Genomic DNA, 18,983 nt, shown 5'->3' on the forward strand with positions numbered 1-18,983 from the left:
ACTTGCGGGAAGCTGCCGCAGGCTTGGCAGGTCTCTGTCCCTCAAGGAAAAATTCAGGCCATCCTAAGACATTTTCGCCACAATTTCGCCATGGACCGGGGCGATTCGCGTTTCTCGATTGCCTGTAATGCGTGGAAAGGTGATTATTGTGGTAAAATCATGTCGATAAGACCTCCGGACCTGGCCTAAGGATGCGGGCCCCGCAGACCCGCGGGGTGACAGAATGTCCCGGTCGGAATGAGCAGTATGGAAGGAACAACCATGTCCAAGATCGCTCTTGTGGACGACGACCGGAATATCCTCACCTCGGTAGCCATCACGCTCGAGGCGGAGGGCTTCGAGGTAGAGACCTATTCCGACGGCCAGGCCGCGCTCGAGGCCTTCAACAAGGCCCTGCCCGACATGGCGGTGCTGGACATCAAGATGCCGCGGATGGATGGCATGGACCTGCTGCAGCGGCTGCGCCAGAAGACCACCATGCCGGTGATCTTCCTGACCTCCAAGGATGACGAGATCGACGAGGTGCTGGGCCTGCGCATGGGCGCCGACGACTACGTCAAGAAGCCCTTCAGTCAGCGCCTGCTGGTGGCCCGTATCCGGGCGCTGCTGCGCCGCCAGGAAGCCCAGGCCGGCGACATCATCCCCGAGACCGACGACACCAAGGTGATGGAGCGTGGCCACCTGCGCATGGATCCGCTGCGCCACTCGGTGACCTGGAAGGGCCAGGACGTGACCCTGACGGTGACCGAGTTCCTGCTGCTGCAGGCCCTGGCACAGCGTCCGGGCTTCGTGAAGAGCCGCGACCAGCTGATGGACGTGGCCTATGACGACCAGGTCTATGTCGACGACCGTACCATCGACAGCCACATCAAGCGCCTGCGCAAGAAGCTGCGCAACGCCGACCAGGATTTCTCCGCGATCGAGACCCTCTACGGTATCGGTTACCGGTACAACGAAGAATAAAGTCTCGTCCATGGCGCTCGCCGAAGGGATCAGCGTGCAGGACAACTCTCCCCAGGAACGACGCAAGGGTGCCGAACGGCGCGGGGACGTCGTTCTGGGCGAGGAATTCGTCGCGCCCGGCGCGGTGGTGGACGAGGAGTTCCGCGAGCGCCGTGAGCGGCGCGGGATCTTCGCCCTCAAGGCCTCGCCGCTTACCCGCAAGATCATCATCTTCAACCTCATCGCGCTGAACGTGCTGGTGGCCGGGGTGCTTTACCTCAGCTCCTCGCGGGAAAGCCTGCTGTCGCAGCGCCAGGCGGCGCTGGTCAGCGAGGCCGGGCTGATCGCCAATGTCTTCGAGGCGCAGATCGCCCCCGGAGCCGAAGTCGACCTGCGCGCCCGGCGCGGGGTGGACGTGGCCGGCACGCTGGCGGCGCTCGACCTGCGCGCGGGCCTGACCCTGATGGTCTTCGATGACGCCGGAGAGCTGGTCGCCCGCCGCGCCGGGCCCCGCCCCGAGATCATCGAAACCACACCCACCTACGTCACTGATTTCCTGACCACGACCTGGGACGGGATCGCCAGCATCTTCTCGTCGGGCCGGGTGCCGTTGCCCACCATCGCCATCGAGGAAGAGGCGCGCCGCCTGATCGCAGCCAATGGCGTCGCCGGCTCCGAGACCACCACGGCGCGTGGCGCCGAGGGCCGCTTTCATACCGCGCTGACCCCGATCCTGGCCGGAGAGCAGCCCGTCGGTGCCGTGGCCCTGGCCGGCACGGTCGGAGAGATCGACGCCCTGGTCCGCCAGGAGCGTGAGCGCGTGTTGCAGATGTTCATCATCGCCACCCTGGTTTCGGTGGGCCTCAGCCTGGTGCTGGCCTCGACCATTGCCAATCCGCTCTCGGATCTGGCTGCCGCCGCCGAGCTGGGCGGGGACCGGGGCAACACCCGGCCCAAGCCCTCTCGGGTGCGCATCCCCGACCTGACCGCGCGGCCCGACGAGATCGGCCGCCTCTCGGGCGCGCTGCGGGGCATGGTCAGCGCGCTCTACGACCGCATCGACGCCAACGAGCAGTTCGCCGCGGATGTCGCCCATGAGATCAAGAACCCGCTGGCCAGCCTGCGCTCTGCGGTCGGCACCCTCAGGGTGGCCAAGCGCGACGACCAGCGCCTGCAGCTGATGGACGTGATCGAGCATGACGTGCGCCGCCTCGACCGGCTGGTCAGCGATATCTCCAACGCCTCTCGGCTCGATTCCGAGCTGGTGAAGGAAGAGGAAGAGGAATTCGACCTGCTGCGCATGCTGGGCAGCCTGACCGAGTACCTGGGCGAACAGGCGGCGGGCAAGGGCATCGACTTCATCACCGACCTGCCGCGCGAGGACCTGGTGCTGAGCGGGCTGGAAGCGCGGCTGGCGCAGGTCTTCGTCAACCTGATCACCAATGCGATCTCCTTCTGCGAAGAGGGCGACGCGATCCGCGTCTGGGCCCGGCGCCGTGAGAACCGCGTGCTGGTGGTGGTCGAGGACACCGGCCCCGGTATCCCCGACCAGTCGCTGCAGAAGATCTTCAAGCGCTTCTACTCGCATCGTCCGGCCTCGGACTTCGGCAACAACTCCGGCCTCGGGCTGGCCATCTCGAAGCAGATCGTCGAGGCCCATGGCGGCGTGATCTGGGCCGAGAACATCCGCCCCACCGATGCCGACATCACCTCGGATCCCCTCGGCGCGCGTTTCGTCGTGGGCCTGCCGATCTGAGATGGCGGGCGCGAGCGAAGCCCGCGTGATGCACGCCAGCTGCGTGGCGCTTCAGGGCCGCGCGGTGCTGATCCTGGGCGCCTCGGGCAGCGGTAAGAGCAGCCTGGCGCTTGAGCTCATGTCGCGGGGCGCCGCGCTGGTGGCGGACGACCGGGTCATTCTGACCCGAGAGGGCTCCCGCCTGATCGCCCGCGCGCCCGAGACGCTCTCGGGGATGATCGAGGCACGGGGGGTGGGCCTGCTTGGGGCGGCACCGGCGGGGCCGCAGCCGGTGCAGCTGGTGGTCGACCTCGATCAGACCGAGGAAAACCGACTTCCGCCGCATCGCAGCACGAATTTGCTGGGGCTTTCCCTAACCTTGCTTCACAATACCGACACCGCGGCTTTCGCTGCGGCGATTCTGCAATACTTGCGTGAAGGTCGGCGTGCATAGACATGCGCTGCGCGACTTTTCGCCCAGACCAACCAGCGACGGCACCCATGGCCACCGCAGAAGAGCTTAGCCAGAAGACCAGCCGTCTCGTCCTCGTGACGGGACCGTCCGGCGCTGGCCGATCCACGGCGATCCGCGTGCTCGAGGACCTGGGCTTCGAGGCCATCGACAACCTGCCGCTGTCGCTGCTGCCCCGGCTGCTGGATGGCCCGCCGCTGCGCCGCCCGCTGGCACTTGGCCTCGACACCCGCAACCGGGATTTCTCGACCAATGCGCTGATCGAGGCGCTGGACAGCCTGCGTCAGATCCAGGGCGTGCCGCTGGAGCTGCTCTACCTCGACTGCCGCCCCGACGTGCTGTCGCGCCGCTTCTCCGAGACCCGGCGCCGGCACCCCATGGCCCCCGAAGAGACCCCCGAAGACGGGATCGCGCGCGAGTTCGACCTGCTGGGCCCGATCCGGGCGCGGGCGGATGTGCTGATCGACACCTCCGAGATGACGGTGCATGACCTGCGTGCCGAGGTGGACGGCCATTTCGCCCGGCAGGGCGGGCAGGGTCTGGCGGTCTCTCTGCATTCCTTCAGCTACAAGCGCGGTCTGCCGCGGGGCATCGACATGGTCTTCGACGTGCGCTTCCTGAAGAACCCCTATTGGGAGCCCGCGCTGCGCGGGCTCGACGGCACCGATCCCGCGGTGCAGGAGCACGTGGCCTCGGACGCGCGTTTCGCGCCCTTCCTTCGACAGGTCACCGACCTCACGCAGATGCTGCTGCCGGCCTATATCGAAGAGGGCAAGGCCCATCTGGCCATCGGATTCGGCTGCACCGGCGGACAACATCGTTCCGTCACATTGGCCGAAAGGCTGGGCCGGGCCCTTGCGGAGGCTGGCTGGCAGGTGTCTATAAGGCACCGCGAACAGGAACGGCGCCGGGCCGGCGAGGGGGTGAAATGACCTCTGCCAGCGACCCGCAGCGCATACCCGAGGGAAGACCGGCCTTGATCGGAATCGTCATCGTCGCCCATGGCGGGCTGGCAAAGGAATACAAGTCCGCCGTCGAGCATGTCGTCGGCGCCCAGCCGGGCATCTCCGCCATCTCGATCGAGAACAACTGCGACCGCGCCGGCAAGGAGGCAGAGATCTGTCTTGCCGCCGAGGACGTGGACCAGGGCCGGGGCGTGGTGGTCGTCACCGACATGTTCGGAGGTTCTCCCAGCAATCTCTCGCTGATGGCCTGCCGCCCCGATGATCGACGGATTCTTTACGGCGTGAACCTTCCGGCCTTGATCAAACTGGCCAAGTCGCGCCATAAATCGCTGCCGGAAGCGGTGCGCGATGCAACCGAGGCCGGACGCAAATATATTGATAGCCGCAATCTGAGCATGGGGACCTAGGACCCGGCCGGACAGGCAGGAACGGGTTTCGGGATAGGGACGAAGATGAGCGACAGTATTACGCGTGAGCTGACCATCGTGAACGAGAAGGGTCTGCATGCGCGTGCCTCGGCCAAGTTCGTCGAGGTGGTCGAGGCCTTCGATGCCCGCGCCGAGGTCAGCCGCGACGGCATGTCCACCGGCGGTGACTCGATCATGGGCCTTTTGATGTTGGCAGCCGGCAAGGGAAGCTCTATTGAGGTCGAAACCTCGGGCCCCGATGCAGGGGCGCTGGCGGACGCGCTGGAACGGCTGGTTGCAGACCGTTTCGGGGAAGAAATGTAGCGACGGAACTTCTGGTACTTTGCGTTAGACGCTATAAGGGGCCGGAAGACGACGGACAGGTGACCTCTTGGTAGATCAGACGCAAAACCAGTTGAGGAGCGCGGACGGCGCCCCGGAGCAGGTTGCCTACACGAAGTACGACCGTCGTTCGCTGACCTATTCCAACACCTTCGACAATCCGCTGCAGCGCAATACCATCCTCGGCCTGGAATGGCTGACCGGCAAGCTGACGATCCTGCGGCTGATCCGCAAGTTCGAGCGTCAGGGCGCCCCCCAGGGCCAGGCCTTCTGGAAGGCCTGCCTGGATGTCATGGGCATTCCCGTGGTCACCCCCCAGGCCCAGCTCGAGAAGATCCCGGCCGATGGTCCCGTCGTGGTGGTGGCCAACCATCCCCATGGCATGGTCGACGGCATGATCCTGGCCGAGCTCGTGGGCCGTCGGCGGCTGGACTACAAGATCCTCACCCGCTCGGTGCTGACCGGCATCGACGAGGTTGCCTCGTCATACATGATCCCCGTGCCCTTCCCGCACGACCCGGAAGCGCAGAAGAAGATGATCGAGATGCGCGCCAAGGCCATGGCGCACCTGAAGGAGGGCGGCATCGTGGCGCTCTTCCCTTCGGGCGTGGTGGCCAGCTCCGAGACCATGTTCGGCCCCGCCATCGAGGCCGAGTGGAACGTCTTCACCGCGCAGATGATCCGTCGTTCGGGGGCCAAGGTCGTGCCGATCCGCTTCACCGGCTCCAACTCGCGCTGGTACCAGATGGCCAACCAGGTCTCTGCCACCCTGCGCCAGGGCCTGCTGCTGCACGAGATCGTCCATGCGCTGAACAAGCCCCAGGCTCCGGTCATCGGGGATGTCATCGACGACGAGGCGATGGAGCGGCTGACCAAGGACCCGCGCGGCTTCATGGCCTGGCTGCGGGAACACACCCTCTCTCTCGAGCCCGCCCGCGGCTGATCCGGGTGCCGGGGGCTTTGCCCCCCGCCTTGAAGGGGGCTCGATGCCCCCGCGAAGGCGCGCCTGTGTGGGATGTGGGAAGCTGCCCCGCCCGGAGCGGCAGCCGGCCTTACTGGCGGCGCAGAAGCCGGAAGCCTTCGGAGGCGGCCCAGCCCGAGAGCACGGCCACGACGATCGCCATCAGCGCATAGATCACCGCGTTCTCGCGCGAGAGCGCAAAGAGCCATTGCTCAAGCCCCACCTTGCCGACGCGGATCGCGGTCTCGTGCTTCGAGGCGAGCGCCCCGTTGCGCAGCAGGTAGACCTTCACCGTGTAGAGCCCGACGGGCAGGCTCGAGGGCAGCGGCACCTCGGTGCGGAACAGGGTCTGTTCGTCGAAACGCACCGTCCCCTCGCGCATCTGGTAGAGACCCGCGCCCTGGCGGATGCGCAGCAGGGCCTCGACGAAGGAATCCTCGTCCGTCACCTCGTCGCGCGAGCTGATCGAGCGGACGGCGCGGGGGATCGAGATCCGCTGGCGCAGGTCCTCGGTGGCGGTCAGCACCTGTTCGAGCGGAGCGCTGGTGGCCACGGCGTAGAAGCTGGGGGCCTGGTGGATGGTCACCTGGTCGGTGTTGACCCAGATCCCGGCCCGGCGCTCCTTGCGCAGCACGGCGACGGATTCGGTGGGTCCCTCGACGGTGATCACCACGTCCGCACCGGGGCTCAGCTGCGGGCCGGCGCGTTTGACCGCGCCGAAGATCAGGATCTCGGAGCCGTCGAAATTGGCAGTGATCGCCACGCGGTTCTGCGACAGGCCCAGCACCAGCTCTTCCTGGACCAGCTCCTCTTGCGGGGGTACGTCCGTGGCGGGGGCCTCCTGCGCCGGGCTTTGCAGCGGCAGGCCGAGCAGGGTCAGCAGGGATACCAGGCGCAGCAGGCGCATCAGAGCACCTCCGCGATGGTGTAGATTTCCGACGGCGGCAGGAAGAGATCGAGCGCCAGCTTGAAGCAGACCGCCAGCACCAGCATGGCCAGCAGGATTCGCAGCTGCTCGGCCTTCATGCGGGCGCCGATACGGGTGCCGAACTGGGCGCCGACGACGCCGCCGATCAGCAGGAAGAGCGCCAGCGCCACGTCGACCGTGTGGTTGGTGACCGCGTGCAGGAAGGTGGTGAAGGCCGCCACCACGATGATCTGCAGCAGCGAGGTGCCGATCACCACCTTGGTGGGGATGTGCAGCAGGTAGATCATCGCCGGGACCATGATGAAGCCGCCGCCGACCCCCATCACCGCCGAGAGCACACCCACGGCCGCGCCGACCAGCAGCGGCGGGATGACCGAGATATAGAGCCCCGAGGTGCGGAAGCGCATCTTCAGCGGCAGCGTGTGCACCAGCCCGCGGCTCTTGCGCTTCTTGACCGGCGCGCCGCCCTTGGCACGGCGCAGGGCCGAGAGGCTCTCGATGAACATCAGCCCGCCGATGGCACCGAGGAAGACCACGTAGCAGAGGTTGACCAGCAGATCGACCTGGCCCAGCTGTTTCAGCCAGTTGAAGAGCGCCACGCCCGCGCCTGAGCCGACAAGGCCGCCGGCCTGTAGCACCAGCCCCATGCGCAGATCGACGTTCCTTCGCCTGAGATGGGCAAAGAGCCCCGAGACCGACGAGGCGATGATCTGGTTGGCGGAGGTGGCCACGGCCACGGCGGGGGGAATGCCGATGAAGAACAGCAGCGGCGTGATCAGGAAGCCGCCTCCGACCCCGAACATGCCCGAAAGTACCCCCACCATGCCGCCGAGACCCAGCAGCAGGAAGATGTTCACCGAAACCTCGGCAATGGGGAGGTAGATCTGCATGATCTCTGTTAGCGCGACTGCCGCAACGCCGCAATGACGGGGCGCGGCTTGCCGCGAAAATTTCACCGGCTGTTCAGCTTATGGACGTCTGCGCGCTGGCCTCGGGGCCGGGGGAGGGGAGAAGGGCTTCAAGGCGGACGGCCCCGCAACGCAAAAGGCCCACGCCGGGGCGCGGGCCTTCGCAAGGGTCCTGGTGGCTGGCTCAGCGCTCTTTGACGTAGGGCTCGCCCGAGGCGCGCGGCGGGATGGCCGCGCCGACGAAGCCCGCCAGGATGACGATCGTCAGGATGTAGGGCAGGGCGTTCATGAACTGCACCGGGATGACGAAGGCGCCCAGGTCGATGTTCTGGTAGCGCAGCGCGATGGCCTGCAGCAGGCCGAAGAGCATCGTGGCCGAGAGGCAGTACCAGGGCCGCCACTTGGCGAAGATCAGCGCCGCCAGGGCGATGTAGCCGCGGCCTGCGGTCATCTCGCGCACGAAGCCCGCCTGCAGCGCGGTGGCCAGGTAGCTGCCCGCCAGGCCGCAGAGCACACCGGCGATGATGATCGCGGCAAAGCGCAGACGCTGCACCGAGATCCCGGCGGTATCCACCGCGGCGGGGTTCTCGCCGACCGCGCGCAGGCGCAGGCCGAAGCGGGTGCGGAACAGCACCCACCAGGACAGCGGCACCAGCAGGAAGGCCACGTAGACCAGGATCGAATGGCCCGAGATGAGCTCGTAGTAGATCGGGCCGATGATCGGCACGTCTTGCAGGCTCTCGGCGAAGGGCAGGGTGATGTTGCTGTAGCGGCCCTCTTCCAGCGTCGGGGTCCGGCCGCCCTGGGCGAACCAGGTCTGCGCGATCAGCACCGTCACGCCCGAGGCCAGGAAGTTCAGCGCCACGCCCGAGATCAGCTGGTTGCCGCGGAAGGTGATCGAGGCCAGCCCGTGGATCATCGAGAAGGCGATGGCGGCCAGCACACCCGCGAGCAGCCCGACCCAGACCGAGCCCGAGTAATAGGCGAAGGCGGCCGAGAAGAAGGCGGCGGCCAGGGCCTTGCCTTCAAGCCCGATATCCACCACGCCCGCGCGTTCCGAGAAGAGCCCGGCGAGGCACATCAGCAGCAGCGGCGTGCCCAGTCGGACGGTGGAGTCGAGGATCTGGAGAAGTGTCATCAGGTCCATGGGTCAGCTCTCCGATGTGGCGATCTTGAAGGCGGCGAAGGCGAAGAAGACGCCGAGCGCCCCCTCGATCCAGCGCCGCCCGGCAGCATAGGCATGCCGCACGGGGGCGGAGGACAGGATCAGCGCCCAGGCCGCGTGGCAGGTGAAGGAAATCACGAAGGAACAGGCGATGAAGGCCGCCACCACAAGGGCGGAACCGCCCTGGGTCGCGCCGACCGCCGCGATGGCCAGCCAGAAGGCGATGGCCTTGGGGTTGGTCACCTGCATCAGGTAGCCCGCCGCGAAGAGCCGCGAGGCGCTGGCGGGGGCCACTCTGGCCGCTTCGATCTTCGGCGGGTGGATGGCCTTGCGGAAGGCCCCCCAGGCCAGCCAGACCAGGTAGCTGGCGCCGATGATCCGCAGGACCTCCATCGCCCAGGCAAGCTGGCTCAGCAGCAGTCCCACGCCCAGCAGGGTCAGCACGTTGATCGTGCTGGAGCCCGCCGCGATCCCCGTGGTGGCGACCATGGCCGCGCCGCGCCCGCGCGAGGCGGAAACGCCCAGCAGGAAGGCCACGGCGGGACCGGGAGAGATCGCCGCGAAGGTCAGGATCGAGAAGGCCGCCACGAAGCGGGGCAGGTAGGTGATCAGCTCATCCACCCCTCAGCCCTCCTTGCGCAGGGCCATGAAGACCCGCTCCAGCGGCCAGCGGACGATGTTGTCCATGGCGCCGGTGAAGAGGATGACGAGGGCCTGGATGACCACGATCAGCTCGCGCGGGATCGAGGTCCACATCGCCAGCTCGGCGCCGCCCTGGTAGAGGAAGCCGAAGAGGATCGAGGCCAGCAGCACGCCAACCGGGTGGTTGCGCCCCATGAGCGCCACGGCGATGCCGATGAAGCCCGCGCCCTCGGCGGAGTTGAGGATCAGCCGCTCGGCCTCGCCCTGGGTCACGTTGATGCCCATCAGGCCCGACAGCGCGCCCGAGATCAGCATGGCGACGATGATGATGCGGAAGGGCGAGATGCCGGCGTATTTGGCACCGCTCTCGGAATTGCCCTGGGAGCGGATCTCGTAGCCCAGCTTGGTGCGCCAGATCAGCAGCCAGACCAGCACGCAGGCCGCAAGCGCGACGAAGAAGGTCACATTGGCCGGCGCGCCGCGGAACAGCACGCCCTCACCGCCCGCGAAGATGTCGCGGAAGGTGGGCAGGTGGGTGGCATCGGGGAAGGTGGCCGAGGCGGGCTCCATCGCGCCGACGGGGCGCAGCAGGTTGACCAGCACGTAGTTCAGGAAGGCCGCGGCGATGAAGTTGAACATGATCGTGGTGATCACGATATGGCTGCCGCGCGCCGCCTGCAGGTAGGCCGGGATCAGCGCCCACAGCGCGCCGAAGAGCGCCGCGCCAAGGGTCGAGCCCAGAAGCGCCAGCGTCCAGTGCGGCCAGGGGATGAAGAGACAGCAAAGCGCCACGCCGAGCGAGCCGATCACCGCCTGGCCTTCGCCGCCGATGTTGAAGAGCTTGGCATGGAACGCCACCGAGACCGCGAGGCCGGTGAAGATGAAGTTGGTGGCGTAGTAGAGGGTGTAGCCCCAGCCGGACGAGCGCATCAGCGCCCCGTCGACCATCAGCGAGAAGGCCTCCCAGGGGTTTTCACCGATGGCCCAGATGGCCACGGCGGACAGCACCGCCGCCAGCAGGAGCGAGATCAGCGGGATCAGGACCACATCGGCCCAGACAGGCATCCTATCCATGTTTCGGTGCCTCTCCTTGTTCGACGGCGGCCATGTTTTCCTCGACCGCCTTGAAGTCTTCGGTAGCGGGCTCGCCCGAGATCCCGGCCATCAGGAGGCCCAGCTCGCGCTCGTCCGTTTCGTTCGGGTCGCGGAAGCCCATGATCTGGCCGTCGAACATCACCGCGATACGGTCCGACAGCGACATGATCTCATCCAGCTCGACCGAGACCAGCAGGATCGCCTTGCCCGCGTCGCGCAGGCGGACGATTTCCTGGTGGATGAACTCGATGGCGCCGATGTCGACGCCGCGGGTCGGCTGACCGACCAGCAGCAGGTCGGGGTTGCGCTCGATCTCGCGGGCCAGGACCACCTTCTGCTGGTTGCCCCCCGAGAAGCTCTTCGCCTTCAGGTTCGGATCCGGCGGGCGCACGTCGAAGCGCTCCATCTTGGCGGCGGCTTCCTTCTGGATCGCCGCGTTGTCCATCAGCGGGCCCTTCTGCCACTGCGGGTCGCGGTGGTAGCCGAAGACGGTGTTCTCCCAGGCGGTGAACTCCATGATCAGGCCTTCGCGCTGACGGTCCTCGGGCACGTTGCCGATCGAGGCCGCACGTCGCGCCGCCCCGTCCGAGCCCTTGCCCGAAAGCGGCAGCTCGGCGCCCAGCATGGTGATCTCGCCGGTGCCGTCCATGATGCCGCCCAGCACGTGCATCAGCTCGGACTGGCCATTGCCGGCAACCCCCGCGAGACCCAGGATCTCGCCGCGGCGGATGTCGAAGGAAATGCCCTTCACCCGCTCGACGCCCTTGTCGTCGACGACCTTCAGATCCTTGACCGACAGGACCACGTCACCCGGAGTGGCGGGCTTCTTGTCGACGCGCAGCAGAACCTTGCGACCGACCATCAGCTCGGCCAGCTCCTCGGGGCTGGTCTCGGCGGTCTTCACGGTCGCGGTCATCTGGCCGCGCCGCATGACGCTGACGGTGTCGGTGATTTCCATGATCTCGCGCAGCTTGTGGGTGATCAGGATGATCGTCTTCCCCTCGCGCCGCAGGTTGTCGAGGATGCGGAACAGGTGGTCGGCCTCTGCGGGCGTCAGCACGCCCGTGGGTTCGTCCAGGATCAGGATGTTGGCCTCTCGATAGAGCGCCTTCAGGATCTCGACCCGCTGCTGGTGGCCCACCGAGAGATGCTCGATCAGGGCATCGGGGTCCACGTGCATCTCGTATTCTTCTGCAAGCTGTTTCAGCGACTTGCGCGCTTTCGAGATCGAGGGTCTCAGCGAGGCGCCCTCTTCGGCGCCCAGGATGATGTTCTCGACCACCGAGAAATTCTCGACCAGCTTGAAGTGCTGGAAGACCATGCCGATGCCGGCCGCGATGGCGTCCTGGCTGTCGTTGATCTGGGTCTTTTCCCCGTTGATGAAGATCTCGCCCGCATCGGCCTTGTAGAAGCCGTAGAGGATCGACATCAGGGTGGATTTGCCCGCGCCGTTCTCGCCGATGATGCCGTGGATCGTACCCGGCATGACGCGGATGGAAATGTCCTTATTGGCCTGGACCGGGCCGAAGGCTTTCGAGATGCCCTTGAGCTCGATGGCCGGCTGGGTGGTCTCGGAGGCAGGTGCAGTCATGTTCGGCATCCCGTGAAAGGAAACAGGGACCGCATTGGCCGCGGCCCCTGTCAAAGTGGGGCGGGGCAGGTTGCCCCGCCGGCCCGATCAGAATTCCACTGCCGGGCAGGTGTTGTCGACGGTGTAGTCGTGCACTTCGATCTCGCCCGAGACGATGTCGCCGGCGGCGGCATAGACGGCCGAGAGGGTGTCGAAGTCGATCATGGTCTCGTTGTAGCCGTCCAGCGCGAAGCCGACGCCACGGTTCGAGAGGTCCTTGACCTGCACGCCGGTCTCGAGGTCGGCGCCTGCGGACATCGCGTCATAGACGGCGTTGTCGACACGCTTCAGCATCGAGGTCAGCACGGAGCCGGGGTAGAGGTAGTTCTGGTTGCTGTCCACGCCGATGCCATAGGCACCTTCGTCGGCGGCGGTCTGCAGAACACCCAGGCCCGAGGCGCCGGCGGCGGCGAAGATCACGTCAGAGCCCTGGGACATCTGGGCCTTGGTCAGCTCGGAGGCCTTCACCGGGTCGTTCCACGCGGTCGGGTCGGTGCCGATCATGTTGGCGATGATCTTGGCATCGGGGTTCACGGCCTTGGCGCCCTGGGCAAAGCCGCAGGCAAACTTGCGGATCAGCGGGATGTCCATGCCGCCCACGAAGGAGACGGTGCCCGATTCGGAGGCTTCACCGGCGATCATGCCGACCAGGTAGGAGCCTTCGTGCTCGGAGAAACCGATCGACAGGACGTTGGGGTTGGCATCCGGGTCGACCCAGCCGTCGATGGTGACGAACTTGGTGTCGGGGTAGTCGCCGGCCACGTTGGCGATCGGGGTCGAGAACGAGAAGCCGGTGGTGATCACGGGCGAGAAGCCCTGCTCGGCGAAGCGGCGCAGCGCCTGCTCACGCTGGGCTTCCGAGGTCAGCTCGATGTCCTTGAACTCGCCACCGGTTTCAGCAGCCCAGCGGGTTGCACCGTTGAAGGCGGCTTCGTTGAACGACTTGTCGAACTTGCCGCCGAGGTCGTAGATCAGCGCCGGGTCGGCGAAGGATGCGGTTGCGGTCAGCGCCAGGCCGGTGGCGGCGGCGCCGAGGATCTTGGTCATCAGGGTCATTTGGGTCTCCCAGTTGCGTGGCCGTCTCTGTCCGAACGGAGGCCTGCGGCCATTGCTGTCAGATCTCAGTGATCCCGACGATTTAGGACAGAGCGGCTGAACGTGGTCAATAGCATTCTCTGACCGTTTGGTAGGGAAAAATGACTTCCGACGGGGGGTCACCCGAGGTCTTTGCTCATGATTTCAGCGTCTTTCACCGCGCCGTCCGGTGTCCGGTAGTAGCCCGGCCGCCGGCCGGTCTTCTCGAAACCTGCGGAAAGATAGAGCGCGATGGCGGGGCCGTTGTCCGCCGCGACCTCCAACAGGGCACGGCGGGTGCCACGGGCGCTGGCCTCGGAGAGAAAACTCTCGACCAGGGCGCGGCCCAAGCCCCGGCGGCGGGCGGCGGGATCGACGGCGAGGGTGAGGATCTCGGCCTCGTCCAGCAGCTGCCGGGCCAGCAGGAAACCACCCGGCGTCTCGAGCAGGAAACAGTGGCGGTCCCCGATCAGCTGCGCGATCTCGGCGGCGGACCAGGGGCGGGGGGTGGTGAAGCAGGCGGCGTGCAGGGCAGCCAGCGCCTGGGCGCGGGAGCTGGCCTCGGTGCTCATGGGATGATCCGGGGCGGGGCGTCGCGCGGCGGGGCCGCATCGGCGGGGCGCAGGTAGAAGGGCGCCGGGGCGCCATGGGCCGCGTCGATGCGGGTGGTGGCCACGGCGGCGATCAGCGGCGCGGGGTTTTCGGGCGCCGGGCGCGCGCCCGGAGCAGCGCCGATGATCAGCGTGTCCTCGGGCGTCAGCTCTGCCGGGATTTCCTCTGCGGCAAAGAGCCGGGCCTCGCCGGGGCCCTCGTCCAAAAAGAGCTGTCCGTAGAGCTGGTTACGCGGCGCGGGCAGGGTGGCCAGCAGGGGCCGGGGCTGGCCATGGGCCAGCATGTCGAAGCCGGTGACGCCGATGGCCGGGATGCCAAGGCCGAGCGCCAGCCCCCGCGCCAGCGAGACAGAGATGCGGATGCCGGTGAAGTTCCCCGGCCCGACGCCGACGGCCAGGGCCGAGAGCTCGGACCAGTTGCGGCCGGCGGTGGCGAGCAGCTCTTCCAGCAGCGGTACCAGGCGTTCGGCCTGGCCACGGGCCATCTCCTCGCGCTGCGAGGCGATCAGGCTGTCACCGTCCAGAAGGGCGGCGGCGCAATGGGGGGCGGAGGTATCGAAGGCGAGGATCAGGGACATGCTCTGGGTCTGGTCACTGTCTTGCAGCTTGCGCCGGTAGGGCTGCTGCCTGCGCCTGGGAGGGGCGGGCCCGCGCGGGGCCCGGCCCGGAAGGTGTCGGGCCGTCCTCAGACGGCAACGGGCCGAACCTCGGTCACCTCGGGGATATAGTGGCGCAGCAGGTTCTCGATGCCCATCTTCAGCGTCAGCGTGGACGAGGGGCAACCGGCGCAGGCGCCCTGCATGTGCAGGTAGACAACGCCGCGCTCGAAGCCGTGGAAGGTGATGTCGCCACCATCCTGGGCCACGGCGGGGCGCACGCGGGTGTCCAGCAGCTCCTTGATCTGGCCGACAATTTCGCCGTCGGGGCCATCATGCTCGGCATGGCCGGAGCTCATGCCCTCGGCGCCGCCCATGACCGGCTCGCCGGACTGGTAGTGCTCCATGATGCCGCCCAGCAGGGCCGGCTTCAGGTGGTCCCATTCCAGCCCGTCGCGCTTGGTGACGGTGATGAAATCGGTGCCGAAGAAGATCCCCGTGACGCCGTCGACGGAAAACAGCCGCTTCGCCAGCGGAGATTTCTCGGCCGTCTCGGCAGAGGGGAAATCGGCTGTGCCGGCGTCCAGCACGGTCTGGCCGGGCAGGAACTTCAGCGTGGCGGGGTTGGGCGTGGATTCGGTCTGGATGAACATCGGCGGACCCTTTCTGGTTGACCCCCGATATGCGCTCTCGAGGGGCAAGTGTCAAGAATTGGAACCATTCTAAGGAGGCGCCGGACTCCCTGTCGGCCCCCTGTCTGTATCGCGTCGGTACAACGTCGGTATTACGTCGGTGCCGGGAGCGCGGTGCGGTAAGGGGCGGGAAAGGACCGGGCCCGCAGGGCAGGCGGGCTCAGGTGATCGCTTCCAGGCGGTCCTTCGACAGGTCCTCGGGCACGATGGTGATCGGCACCGGCAGCGAGCCCGCGTTGCGGCTCATGGCGGTGACCAGGGGGCCGGGGCCGCCCTTGCCGGCCGCCGCACCCAGCACCAGCACGCCGATATCACCGTCTTCCTGGATCTGGCCCAGGATCTGCTCGTAGGCCTCGCCCTCGCGGATCACCAGCTCGGGCTCGATCTTCTGACGATCGCGCATCCACTTGGCGAAGACCTCGAAATGGGCCTCGATCCGCTCGCGGGCCTCGGCGCGCATGATGTCGGCGACACCCATCCAGTGATTGAACTCGTCAGGTGCGATGATCGACAGGATGGTCACCCCGCCGCCGGTATTGGCGGCGCGCATGGCGGCAAAGCGCATGGCGTTGAGGCATTCGCGGCTGTCGTCGAGAACGACCAGGAACTTACGCATGGATCTCCCCTTTGGGCAGATCATGGCGCATGGGGGCGTCAGGGGCAATGGGGATGGCTCTTCGCGGCGGGGGTGATTGACCGCGTGCCGGGCTATGGCTATTGCGCGGGATGCGCGGAGGGCCGGATGGCCGCGAGGGGCAACTCTCGAGGAAAGTCCGGACTCCACAAGGCAACGGTGCCGGGTAACGCCCGGCGGGGGCAACCCCAGGGAAAGCGCCACAGAGAACAGACCGCCCGCGTCCCCTCGGTTCGCGGGTAAGGGTGAAACGGTGCGGTAAGAGCGCACCGCGGGACTGGCAACAGGACCGGCAAGGCAAGCCCCACCGGGAGCAATGCCGAATAGGAACCTCGCGCGGGGCGTAGTCGGGCAACCGAAACCGTCACCGCAGGGCCGCCTTGGCCCGGAGGTTCGGGTTGGCAGCTGGAGGGCGGGGGCAATCCCGCTCCTAGATGAATGGTCATCGAACCGGCGCAAGCCGGGGAACAGAATCCGGCTTACAGGCCCTCCGCGCATATTCTGATGCATCGCTTTTTCTCGAGCTGAGAGGGAACCCGCCCACGGCGGGCGCGCCCTGAGCCATTCCCCGCCAATGGTCGGGGGGAGGGGGCCTGAGCGTCGGGAACGCGCGGCCTCGGGCGGTGTTGTGGGAGTACAAGCCCTCGCCGGAAGCGGGGAGCGACAGTTCCACCAGGAGACTTTCCATGAAGACCCTCATTGCAAGCACCAGCCGTACTGCCCTGATCGCCCTGGCCCTGGCGGCCCCCGTCATGACGCCGGTCCATGCCATCGCCCAGGATACCGAGATGAAAGAGGACGGCACCACCGATCCGCTGCTGGCGCCGAAAGCCGGGGCCGAGGTCGATGCCGAAGCCGATACCTCTGCCGATCCGCTGGCCCCTGAAGGTGCCGATGTGGCCCAGGACGGCGCGCCCGAAGGCATGGCCGATCCCATGGCCGACCCGATGGCCCCGGTCGGCGCCGAAACCGAGATGGCCGAAGGTGAGCCCGAGGCACAGGCGGTCGAAGGCCAGATCACCCTGCAGGATCAGGACACCATCCTGGCCGAAGACCTGCTGGGCGCCCCCGTCTACAACAATGAAGACGAGAAGGTCGGCGACATCAACGACCTGATCATCGCGCTCTCTGGCAATGTCGAAGGCGTCGTCATCGGTGTCGGCGGCTTCCTGGGCCTGGGCGAGAAGGATGTGGCCATCGAGATGGCGCAGCTGCAGGTTGCGACCTCGGAAGGCGACGTGCAGCGCCTGGTGACCAGCGCCTCGCGCGCCGACCTGGAATCGGCCCCCGAATTCGTCACCGCCCAGGAGCAGGCCCGCGAGGCCGAGGCCCTGAAGATGCAGAGCGAGACCACCGGCGGCACCGAGATCCCCGTGGAGTGATGCTCTGCTCCGCGGAACGGAAAGCGAAAGGGGGCCTTTGGGCCCCTTTTCACGTAGGGGAGTTTCGGATTTCCCCCGCTGGGAACAGGTTTTCGTGATTTTTCCGCCAATCCCCGGTTGACTCGGAGACGCGCCCGAGTAAAAGGCGGGGTTCATGAGATTTCGCGGGCCGCCCGACGTGCGCCTGCTGTAGGAGAAGCACAATGGCGAAGCCGACGACTATCAAGATCCGTCTGAACTCGACCGCGGGCACGGGCCATTTCTACGTGACCAAGAAGAACGCGCGTACCATGACCGAAAAGATGACCGTACGAAAGTACGATCCCGTGGTGCGGAAGCATGTCGAGTACAAGGAAGGCAAGATCAAGTAAGATCTGAAAACCTTGAAGACCTTGCAAGCCGCGCCGCAGAGCGCGGCTTTCTTCATTTCTGGCCGCGCCCTGTCTCCACCCTCCCCAGCAGACCCCGGTTCCACCGGGATGAGAGACAAGGACCGCCCTCATGCCCCTTTCCAGCGACCCCGTCGACGAGACGCCGCCTGACAGCCTCGAGCTGCTTGACCTGCCCCGGCGCGCCACTGCGCCCCGCACCGGGCTGGCCAAGGATCTTTTCACCCGTCCGGCCATGCCTGCCGATACCGAGGCCGTGAGCCGGATGCTGGCGCGCAGCTATCGCGCGCTGCTGGCCCCCGACTACCCGACCGAACTGCTGCGCGAGGCGCTGCCCTTCATCAAGCGGCCGCGTCCGGGGCTGCTGACCTGCGGCACCTATTTCGTCACCCTGACCGGCGATGACGAGCGGGTGCTGGCGGCGGGCGGCTGGACCGATACCTCGCCGCATGGCGCGGCCGGACGCGCTGGAGAGGGCCATGTCCGCCACGTGGCCACCGATCCCGACGCGGCCCGGCAGGGGTTGGGGCGGACCCTGATGGGGCATGTCCTGCGCTCGGCGCGGGCGGCCGGGGTCGAGCGGCTGCACTGCCAGTCCACCCTGACCGCCGTGCCCTTCTACGAATCGCTGGGGTTCACCGCGCGTTCGCTGATCGAGCTGCGGCTGCCGAACGGGGTGCTCTTCCCGGCGGTGCAGATGATCCTGCGGGATTGATCAGCGCTCGGTCGCGCCTTTCCCGGCAAGGATCCTGTCGCGGAACCTGGCGATCCGGTTCACCCGGGTCGCCGCCTGCTTCGCCCCGGCGAGGTTGATCACGTAGCTGCGCTGGCGGCCCGGGGTCAGGGCGGCGAAGGCCTCGGCCAGCTCGGGGTCGGCGTCCAGCGCCTCGGTCAGCTCGTCGGGCATGTCGAGGTCGCGGTCTTGCTTCGGGGGCTTCAGGCCCTGTTCGGCGTAGGACATGGCCTCGGCCAGGTAGGACAGGATCTGCGGCGCGAGGGCGGCGACCGGGGTCCTGGCGTCAAAGCGCAGCATGTCGGGGTTGCGGGTGTTCGGCCCCTGGCGTTGCAGCAGCGCCTCGGGGTCCTTCATCAGGGCAGCATTGAAGAAGGTGAGGCGGATATTGTCGCGGAAGGCGCCCAGGATCACGATGTTACGCCCGGCGTGCATGTAGCAGGGGTGGCCCCACTTGGCATGTTCGCTGAGCCCCGCCTGCAGGCAGAGCGCCCGCAGCGCCGCCAGCTCTGCGGCCCAGAGCTGGGCCGAGCAATCGGCGGTGTCGAACCGCGCGCAGCGGCCGCAGCCCTTGGCGAAGAAGTCGTCGGGGTCGGTGATCATCGGCCTGCCTCGTGACATTTGCAGCCGACCCTAACCTGTCCTCCGAAACGAAAAAAGCCGGCCCGAGGGCCGGCTTT

At 67.0% G+C, this 18,983-nt stretch carries 22 protein-coding genes and 1 other RNA gene; 11 read left to right on the forward strand and 12 right to left on the reverse strand.

Annotated features, from left to right (window positions below; genetic code table 11):
• Positions 1 to 261 precede the first annotated feature (261 nt).
• The 7 genes from CRO50_RS05380 (at position 262) to CRO50_RS05410 (ending at position 5,806) form a co-directional block, all read left to right on the forward strand.
• Entirely contained in the window at positions 262 to 963 is a 702-nt protein-coding gene (locus tag CRO50_RS05380; protein WP_097144867.1) for a response regulator transcription factor, read from the forward strand.
• Positions 964 to 973: 10 nt separating this feature from the next.
• The gene (locus CRO50_RS05385) at positions 974 to 2,698 is read left to right on the forward strand and encodes a sensor histidine kinase (RefSeq protein WP_097144868.1); all 1,725 of its coding nucleotides are present in this window, start codon (positions 974 to 976) and stop codon (positions 2,696 to 2,698) included.
• Between the two features lie 28 nt (positions 2,699 to 2,726).
• Positions 2,727 to 3,131 carry an HPr kinase/phosphorylase gene (locus CRO50_RS05390; RefSeq protein WP_342351761.1) on the forward strand — a complete coding sequence of 135 codons (405 nt, stop codon included), beginning with the start codon at positions 2,727 to 2,729 and terminating at the stop codon, positions 3,129 to 3,131.
• A 47-nt stretch (positions 3,132 to 3,178) separates the two neighbouring features.
• Positions 3,179 to 4,081: an RNase adapter RapZ gene (gene rapZ / locus CRO50_RS05395; RefSeq protein WP_097144870.1), complete on the forward strand. Its 903-nt coding sequence runs from the start codon at positions 3,179 to 3,181 to the stop codon at positions 4,079 to 4,081.
• Between the two features lie 44 nt (positions 4,082 to 4,125).
• Complete coding sequence (locus CRO50_RS05400; RefSeq protein WP_097145341.1) at positions 4,126 to 4,521, forward strand: PTS sugar transporter subunit IIA; 396 nt, start codon at positions 4,126 to 4,128, stop codon at positions 4,519 to 4,521.
• A 45-nt stretch (positions 4,522 to 4,566) separates the two neighbouring features.
• Positions 4,567 to 4,845: an HPr family phosphocarrier protein gene (locus CRO50_RS05405; protein ID WP_097144871.1), complete on the forward strand. Its 279-nt coding sequence runs from the start codon at positions 4,567 to 4,569 to the stop codon at positions 4,843 to 4,845.
• A 91-nt stretch (positions 4,846 to 4,936) separates the two neighbouring features.
• Complete coding sequence (locus tag CRO50_RS05410; protein ID WP_179747212.1) at positions 4,937 to 5,806, forward strand: lysophospholipid acyltransferase family protein; 870 nt, start codon at positions 4,937 to 4,939, stop codon at positions 5,804 to 5,806.
• Between the two features lie 109 nt (positions 5,807 to 5,915).
• Here the strand turns inward: CRO50_RS05410 and CRO50_RS05415 are convergent, their stop codons facing one another.
• From CRO50_RS05415 to CRO50_RS05465, 11 genes are all read right to left on the reverse strand, one after another.
• Positions 5,916 to 6,731 (reverse strand): TIGR02186 family protein, encoded by an 816-nt coding sequence (locus CRO50_RS05415; RefSeq protein ID WP_097144873.1) that lies wholly within the window; start codon positions 6,729 to 6,731, stop codon positions 5,916 to 5,918.
• Complete coding sequence (locus CRO50_RS05420) at positions 6,731 to 7,642, reverse strand: sulfite exporter TauE/SafE family protein (RefSeq protein ID WP_097144874.1); 912 nt, start codon at positions 7,640 to 7,642, stop codon at positions 6,731 to 6,733. The genes CRO50_RS05415 and CRO50_RS05420 overlap by 1 nt, the downstream gene beginning before the upstream one ends.
• Before the next feature lie 202 nt (positions 7,643 to 7,844).
• A complete protein-coding gene (locus CRO50_RS05425) occupies positions 7,845 to 8,807 on the reverse strand; it encodes an ABC transporter permease (RefSeq protein ID WP_097144875.1) in 963 nt (320 codons plus the stop codon).
• Between the two features lie 3 nt (positions 8,808 to 8,810).
• Entirely contained in the window at positions 8,811 to 9,446 is a 636-nt protein-coding gene (locus tag CRO50_RS05430) for a LysE family translocator (RefSeq protein WP_097144876.1), read from the reverse strand.
• 3 nt (positions 9,447 to 9,449) lie between these two features.
• Positions 9,450 to 10,541, reverse strand: coding sequence for an ABC transporter permease (locus CRO50_RS05435; RefSeq protein WP_097144877.1), 1,092 nt, complete (start codon positions 10,539 to 10,541; stop codon positions 9,450 to 9,452).
• The gene (locus CRO50_RS05440; RefSeq protein WP_097144878.1) at positions 10,534 to 12,153 is read right to left on the reverse strand and encodes an ABC transporter ATP-binding protein; all 1,620 of its coding nucleotides are present in this window, start codon (positions 12,151 to 12,153) and stop codon (positions 10,534 to 10,536) included. The genes CRO50_RS05435 and CRO50_RS05440 overlap by 8 nt, the downstream gene beginning before the upstream one ends.
• Positions 12,154 to 12,240: 87 nt before the next feature.
• On the reverse strand, positions 12,241 to 13,248 hold the full coding sequence (locus CRO50_RS05445) for a BMP family lipoprotein (RefSeq protein WP_097144879.1): 1,008 nt from the start codon (positions 13,246 to 13,248) through the stop codon (positions 12,241 to 12,243).
• Between the two features lie 158 nt (positions 13,249 to 13,406).
• Entirely contained in the window at positions 13,407 to 13,838 is a 432-nt protein-coding gene (locus CRO50_RS05450) for a GNAT family N-acetyltransferase (RefSeq protein WP_097144880.1), read from the reverse strand.
• On the reverse strand, positions 13,835 to 14,455 hold the full coding sequence (tsaB, locus tag CRO50_RS05455) for a tRNA (adenosine(37)-N6)-threonylcarbamoyltransferase complex dimerization subunit type 1 TsaB (protein ID WP_097144881.1): 621 nt from the start codon (positions 14,453 to 14,455) through the stop codon (positions 13,835 to 13,837). Before tsaB ends, CRO50_RS05450 begins: the two co-directional genes overlap by 4 nt.
• A gap of 107 nt (positions 14,456 to 14,562) precedes the next feature.
• A complete protein-coding gene (locus CRO50_RS05460) occupies positions 14,563 to 15,126 on the reverse strand; it encodes a NifU family protein (protein WP_097144882.1) in 564 nt (187 codons plus the stop codon).
• 199 nt (positions 15,127 to 15,325) lie between these two features.
• A complete protein-coding gene (locus tag CRO50_RS05465; protein WP_157791736.1) occupies positions 15,326 to 15,781 on the reverse strand; it encodes a universal stress protein in 456 nt (151 codons plus the stop codon).
• Positions 15,782 to 15,895: 114 nt separating this feature from the next.
• Between CRO50_RS05465 and rnpB the strand changes: the two genes are divergently transcribed.
• The 4 genes from rnpB to CRO50_RS05485 all read left to right on the forward strand — a co-directional run bounded on the left by rnpB (position 15,896) and on the right by CRO50_RS05485 (position 18,285).
• An RNA gene (gene rnpB, locus CRO50_RS05470) (RNase P RNA component class A) lies at positions 15,896 to 16,297 on the forward strand.
• Positions 16,298 to 16,485: 188 nt separating this feature from the next.
• Positions 16,486 to 17,181 carry a PRC-barrel domain-containing protein gene (locus CRO50_RS05475; protein ID WP_097144884.1) on the forward strand — a complete coding sequence of 232 codons (696 nt, stop codon included), beginning with the start codon at positions 16,486 to 16,488 and terminating at the stop codon, positions 17,179 to 17,181.
• A gap of 203 nt (positions 17,182 to 17,384) precedes the next feature.
• On the forward strand, positions 17,385 to 17,552 hold the full coding sequence (gene rpmG, locus CRO50_RS05480; RefSeq protein ID WP_007799108.1) for a 50S ribosomal protein L33: 168 nt from the start codon (positions 17,385 to 17,387) through the stop codon (positions 17,550 to 17,552).
• A gap of 130 nt (positions 17,553 to 17,682) precedes the next feature.
• Positions 17,683 to 18,285 (forward strand): GNAT family N-acetyltransferase, encoded by a 603-nt coding sequence (locus CRO50_RS05485; protein ID WP_097144885.1) that lies wholly within the window; start codon positions 17,683 to 17,685, stop codon positions 18,283 to 18,285.
• On the opposite strand, the gene CRO50_RS05490 is transcribed toward CRO50_RS05485, so the two are convergent.
• Positions 18,286 to 18,906: a YdeI/OmpD-associated family protein gene (locus CRO50_RS05490; RefSeq protein WP_097144886.1), complete on the reverse strand. Its 621-nt coding sequence runs from the start codon at positions 18,904 to 18,906 to the stop codon at positions 18,286 to 18,288.
• Positions 18,907 to 18,983: the final 77 nt, after the last annotated feature.

Source organism: Pseudooceanicola antarcticus, assembly GCF_900215355.1.
In the GTDB taxonomy this organism is placed as follows: domain Bacteria; phylum Pseudomonadota; class Alphaproteobacteria; order Rhodobacterales; family Rhodobacteraceae; genus Pseudooceanicola; species Pseudooceanicola antarcticus.

Bases quoted from the DNA above. Each gene is read 5' to 3' on its own strand.
- CRO50_RS05380 (WP_097144867.1), top strand. From the start codon at position 262: ATGTCCAAGATCGCTCTTGTGGACGACGACCGGAATATCCTCACCTCG.
- CRO50_RS05385 (WP_097144868.1), top strand. From the start codon at position 974: ATGGCGCTCGCCGAAGGGATCAGCGTGCAGGACAACTCTCCCCAGGAA.
- CRO50_RS05390 (WP_342351761.1), top strand. From the start codon at position 2,727: ATGCACGCCAGCTGCGTGGCGCTTCAGGGCCGCGCGGTGCTGATCCTG.
- rapZ (WP_097144870.1), top strand. From the start codon at position 3,179: ATGGCCACCGCAGAAGAGCTTAGCCAGAAGACCAGCCGTCTCGTCCTC.
- CRO50_RS05405 (WP_097144871.1), top strand. From the start codon at position 4,567: ATGAGCGACAGTATTACGCGTGAGCTGACCATCGTGAACGAGAAGGGT.
- CRO50_RS05415 (WP_097144873.1), bottom strand. From the start codon at position 6,731: ATGCGCCTGCTGCGCCTGGTATCCCTGCTGACCCTGCTCGGCCTGCCG.
- CRO50_RS05420 (WP_097144874.1), bottom strand. From the start codon at position 7,642: ATGCAGATCTACCTCCCCATTGCCGAGGTTTCGGTGAACATCTTCCTG.
- CRO50_RS05425 (WP_097144875.1), bottom strand. From the start codon at position 8,807: ATGGACCTGATGACACTTCTCCAGATCCTCGACTCCACCGTCCGACTG.
- CRO50_RS05435 (WP_097144877.1), bottom strand. From the start codon at position 10,541: ATGGATAGGATGCCTGTCTGGGCCGATGTGGTCCTGATCCCGCTGATC.
- CRO50_RS05440 (WP_097144878.1), bottom strand. From the start codon at position 12,153: ATGACTGCACCTGCCTCCGAGACCACCCAGCCGGCCATCGAGCTCAAG.
- CRO50_RS05445 (WP_097144879.1), bottom strand. From the start codon at position 13,248: ATGACCCTGATGACCAAGATCCTCGGCGCCGCCGCCACCGGCCTGGCG.
- CRO50_RS05450 (WP_097144880.1), bottom strand. From the start codon at position 13,838: ATGAGCACCGAGGCCAGCTCCCGCGCCCAGGCGCTGGCTGCCCTGCAC.
- tsaB (WP_097144881.1), bottom strand. From the start codon at position 14,455: ATGTCCCTGATCCTCGCCTTCGATACCTCCGCCCCCCATTGCGCCGCC.
- CRO50_RS05460 (WP_097144882.1), bottom strand. From the start codon at position 15,126: ATGTTCATCCAGACCGAATCCACGCCCAACCCCGCCACGCTGAAGTTC.
- CRO50_RS05465 (WP_157791736.1), bottom strand. From the start codon at position 15,781: ATGCGTAAGTTCCTGGTCGTTCTCGACGACAGCCGCGAATGCCTCAAC.
- CRO50_RS05475 (WP_097144884.1), top strand. From the start codon at position 16,486: ATGAAGACCCTCATTGCAAGCACCAGCCGTACTGCCCTGATCGCCCTG.
- rpmG (WP_007799108.1), top strand. From the start codon at position 17,385: ATGGCGAAGCCGACGACTATCAAGATCCGTCTGAACTCGACCGCGGGC.
- CRO50_RS05485 (WP_097144885.1), top strand. From the start codon at position 17,683: ATGCCCCTTTCCAGCGACCCCGTCGACGAGACGCCGCCTGACAGCCTC.
- CRO50_RS05490 (WP_097144886.1), bottom strand. From the start codon at position 18,906: ATGATCACCGACCCCGACGACTTCTTCGCCAAGGGCTGCGGCCGCTGC.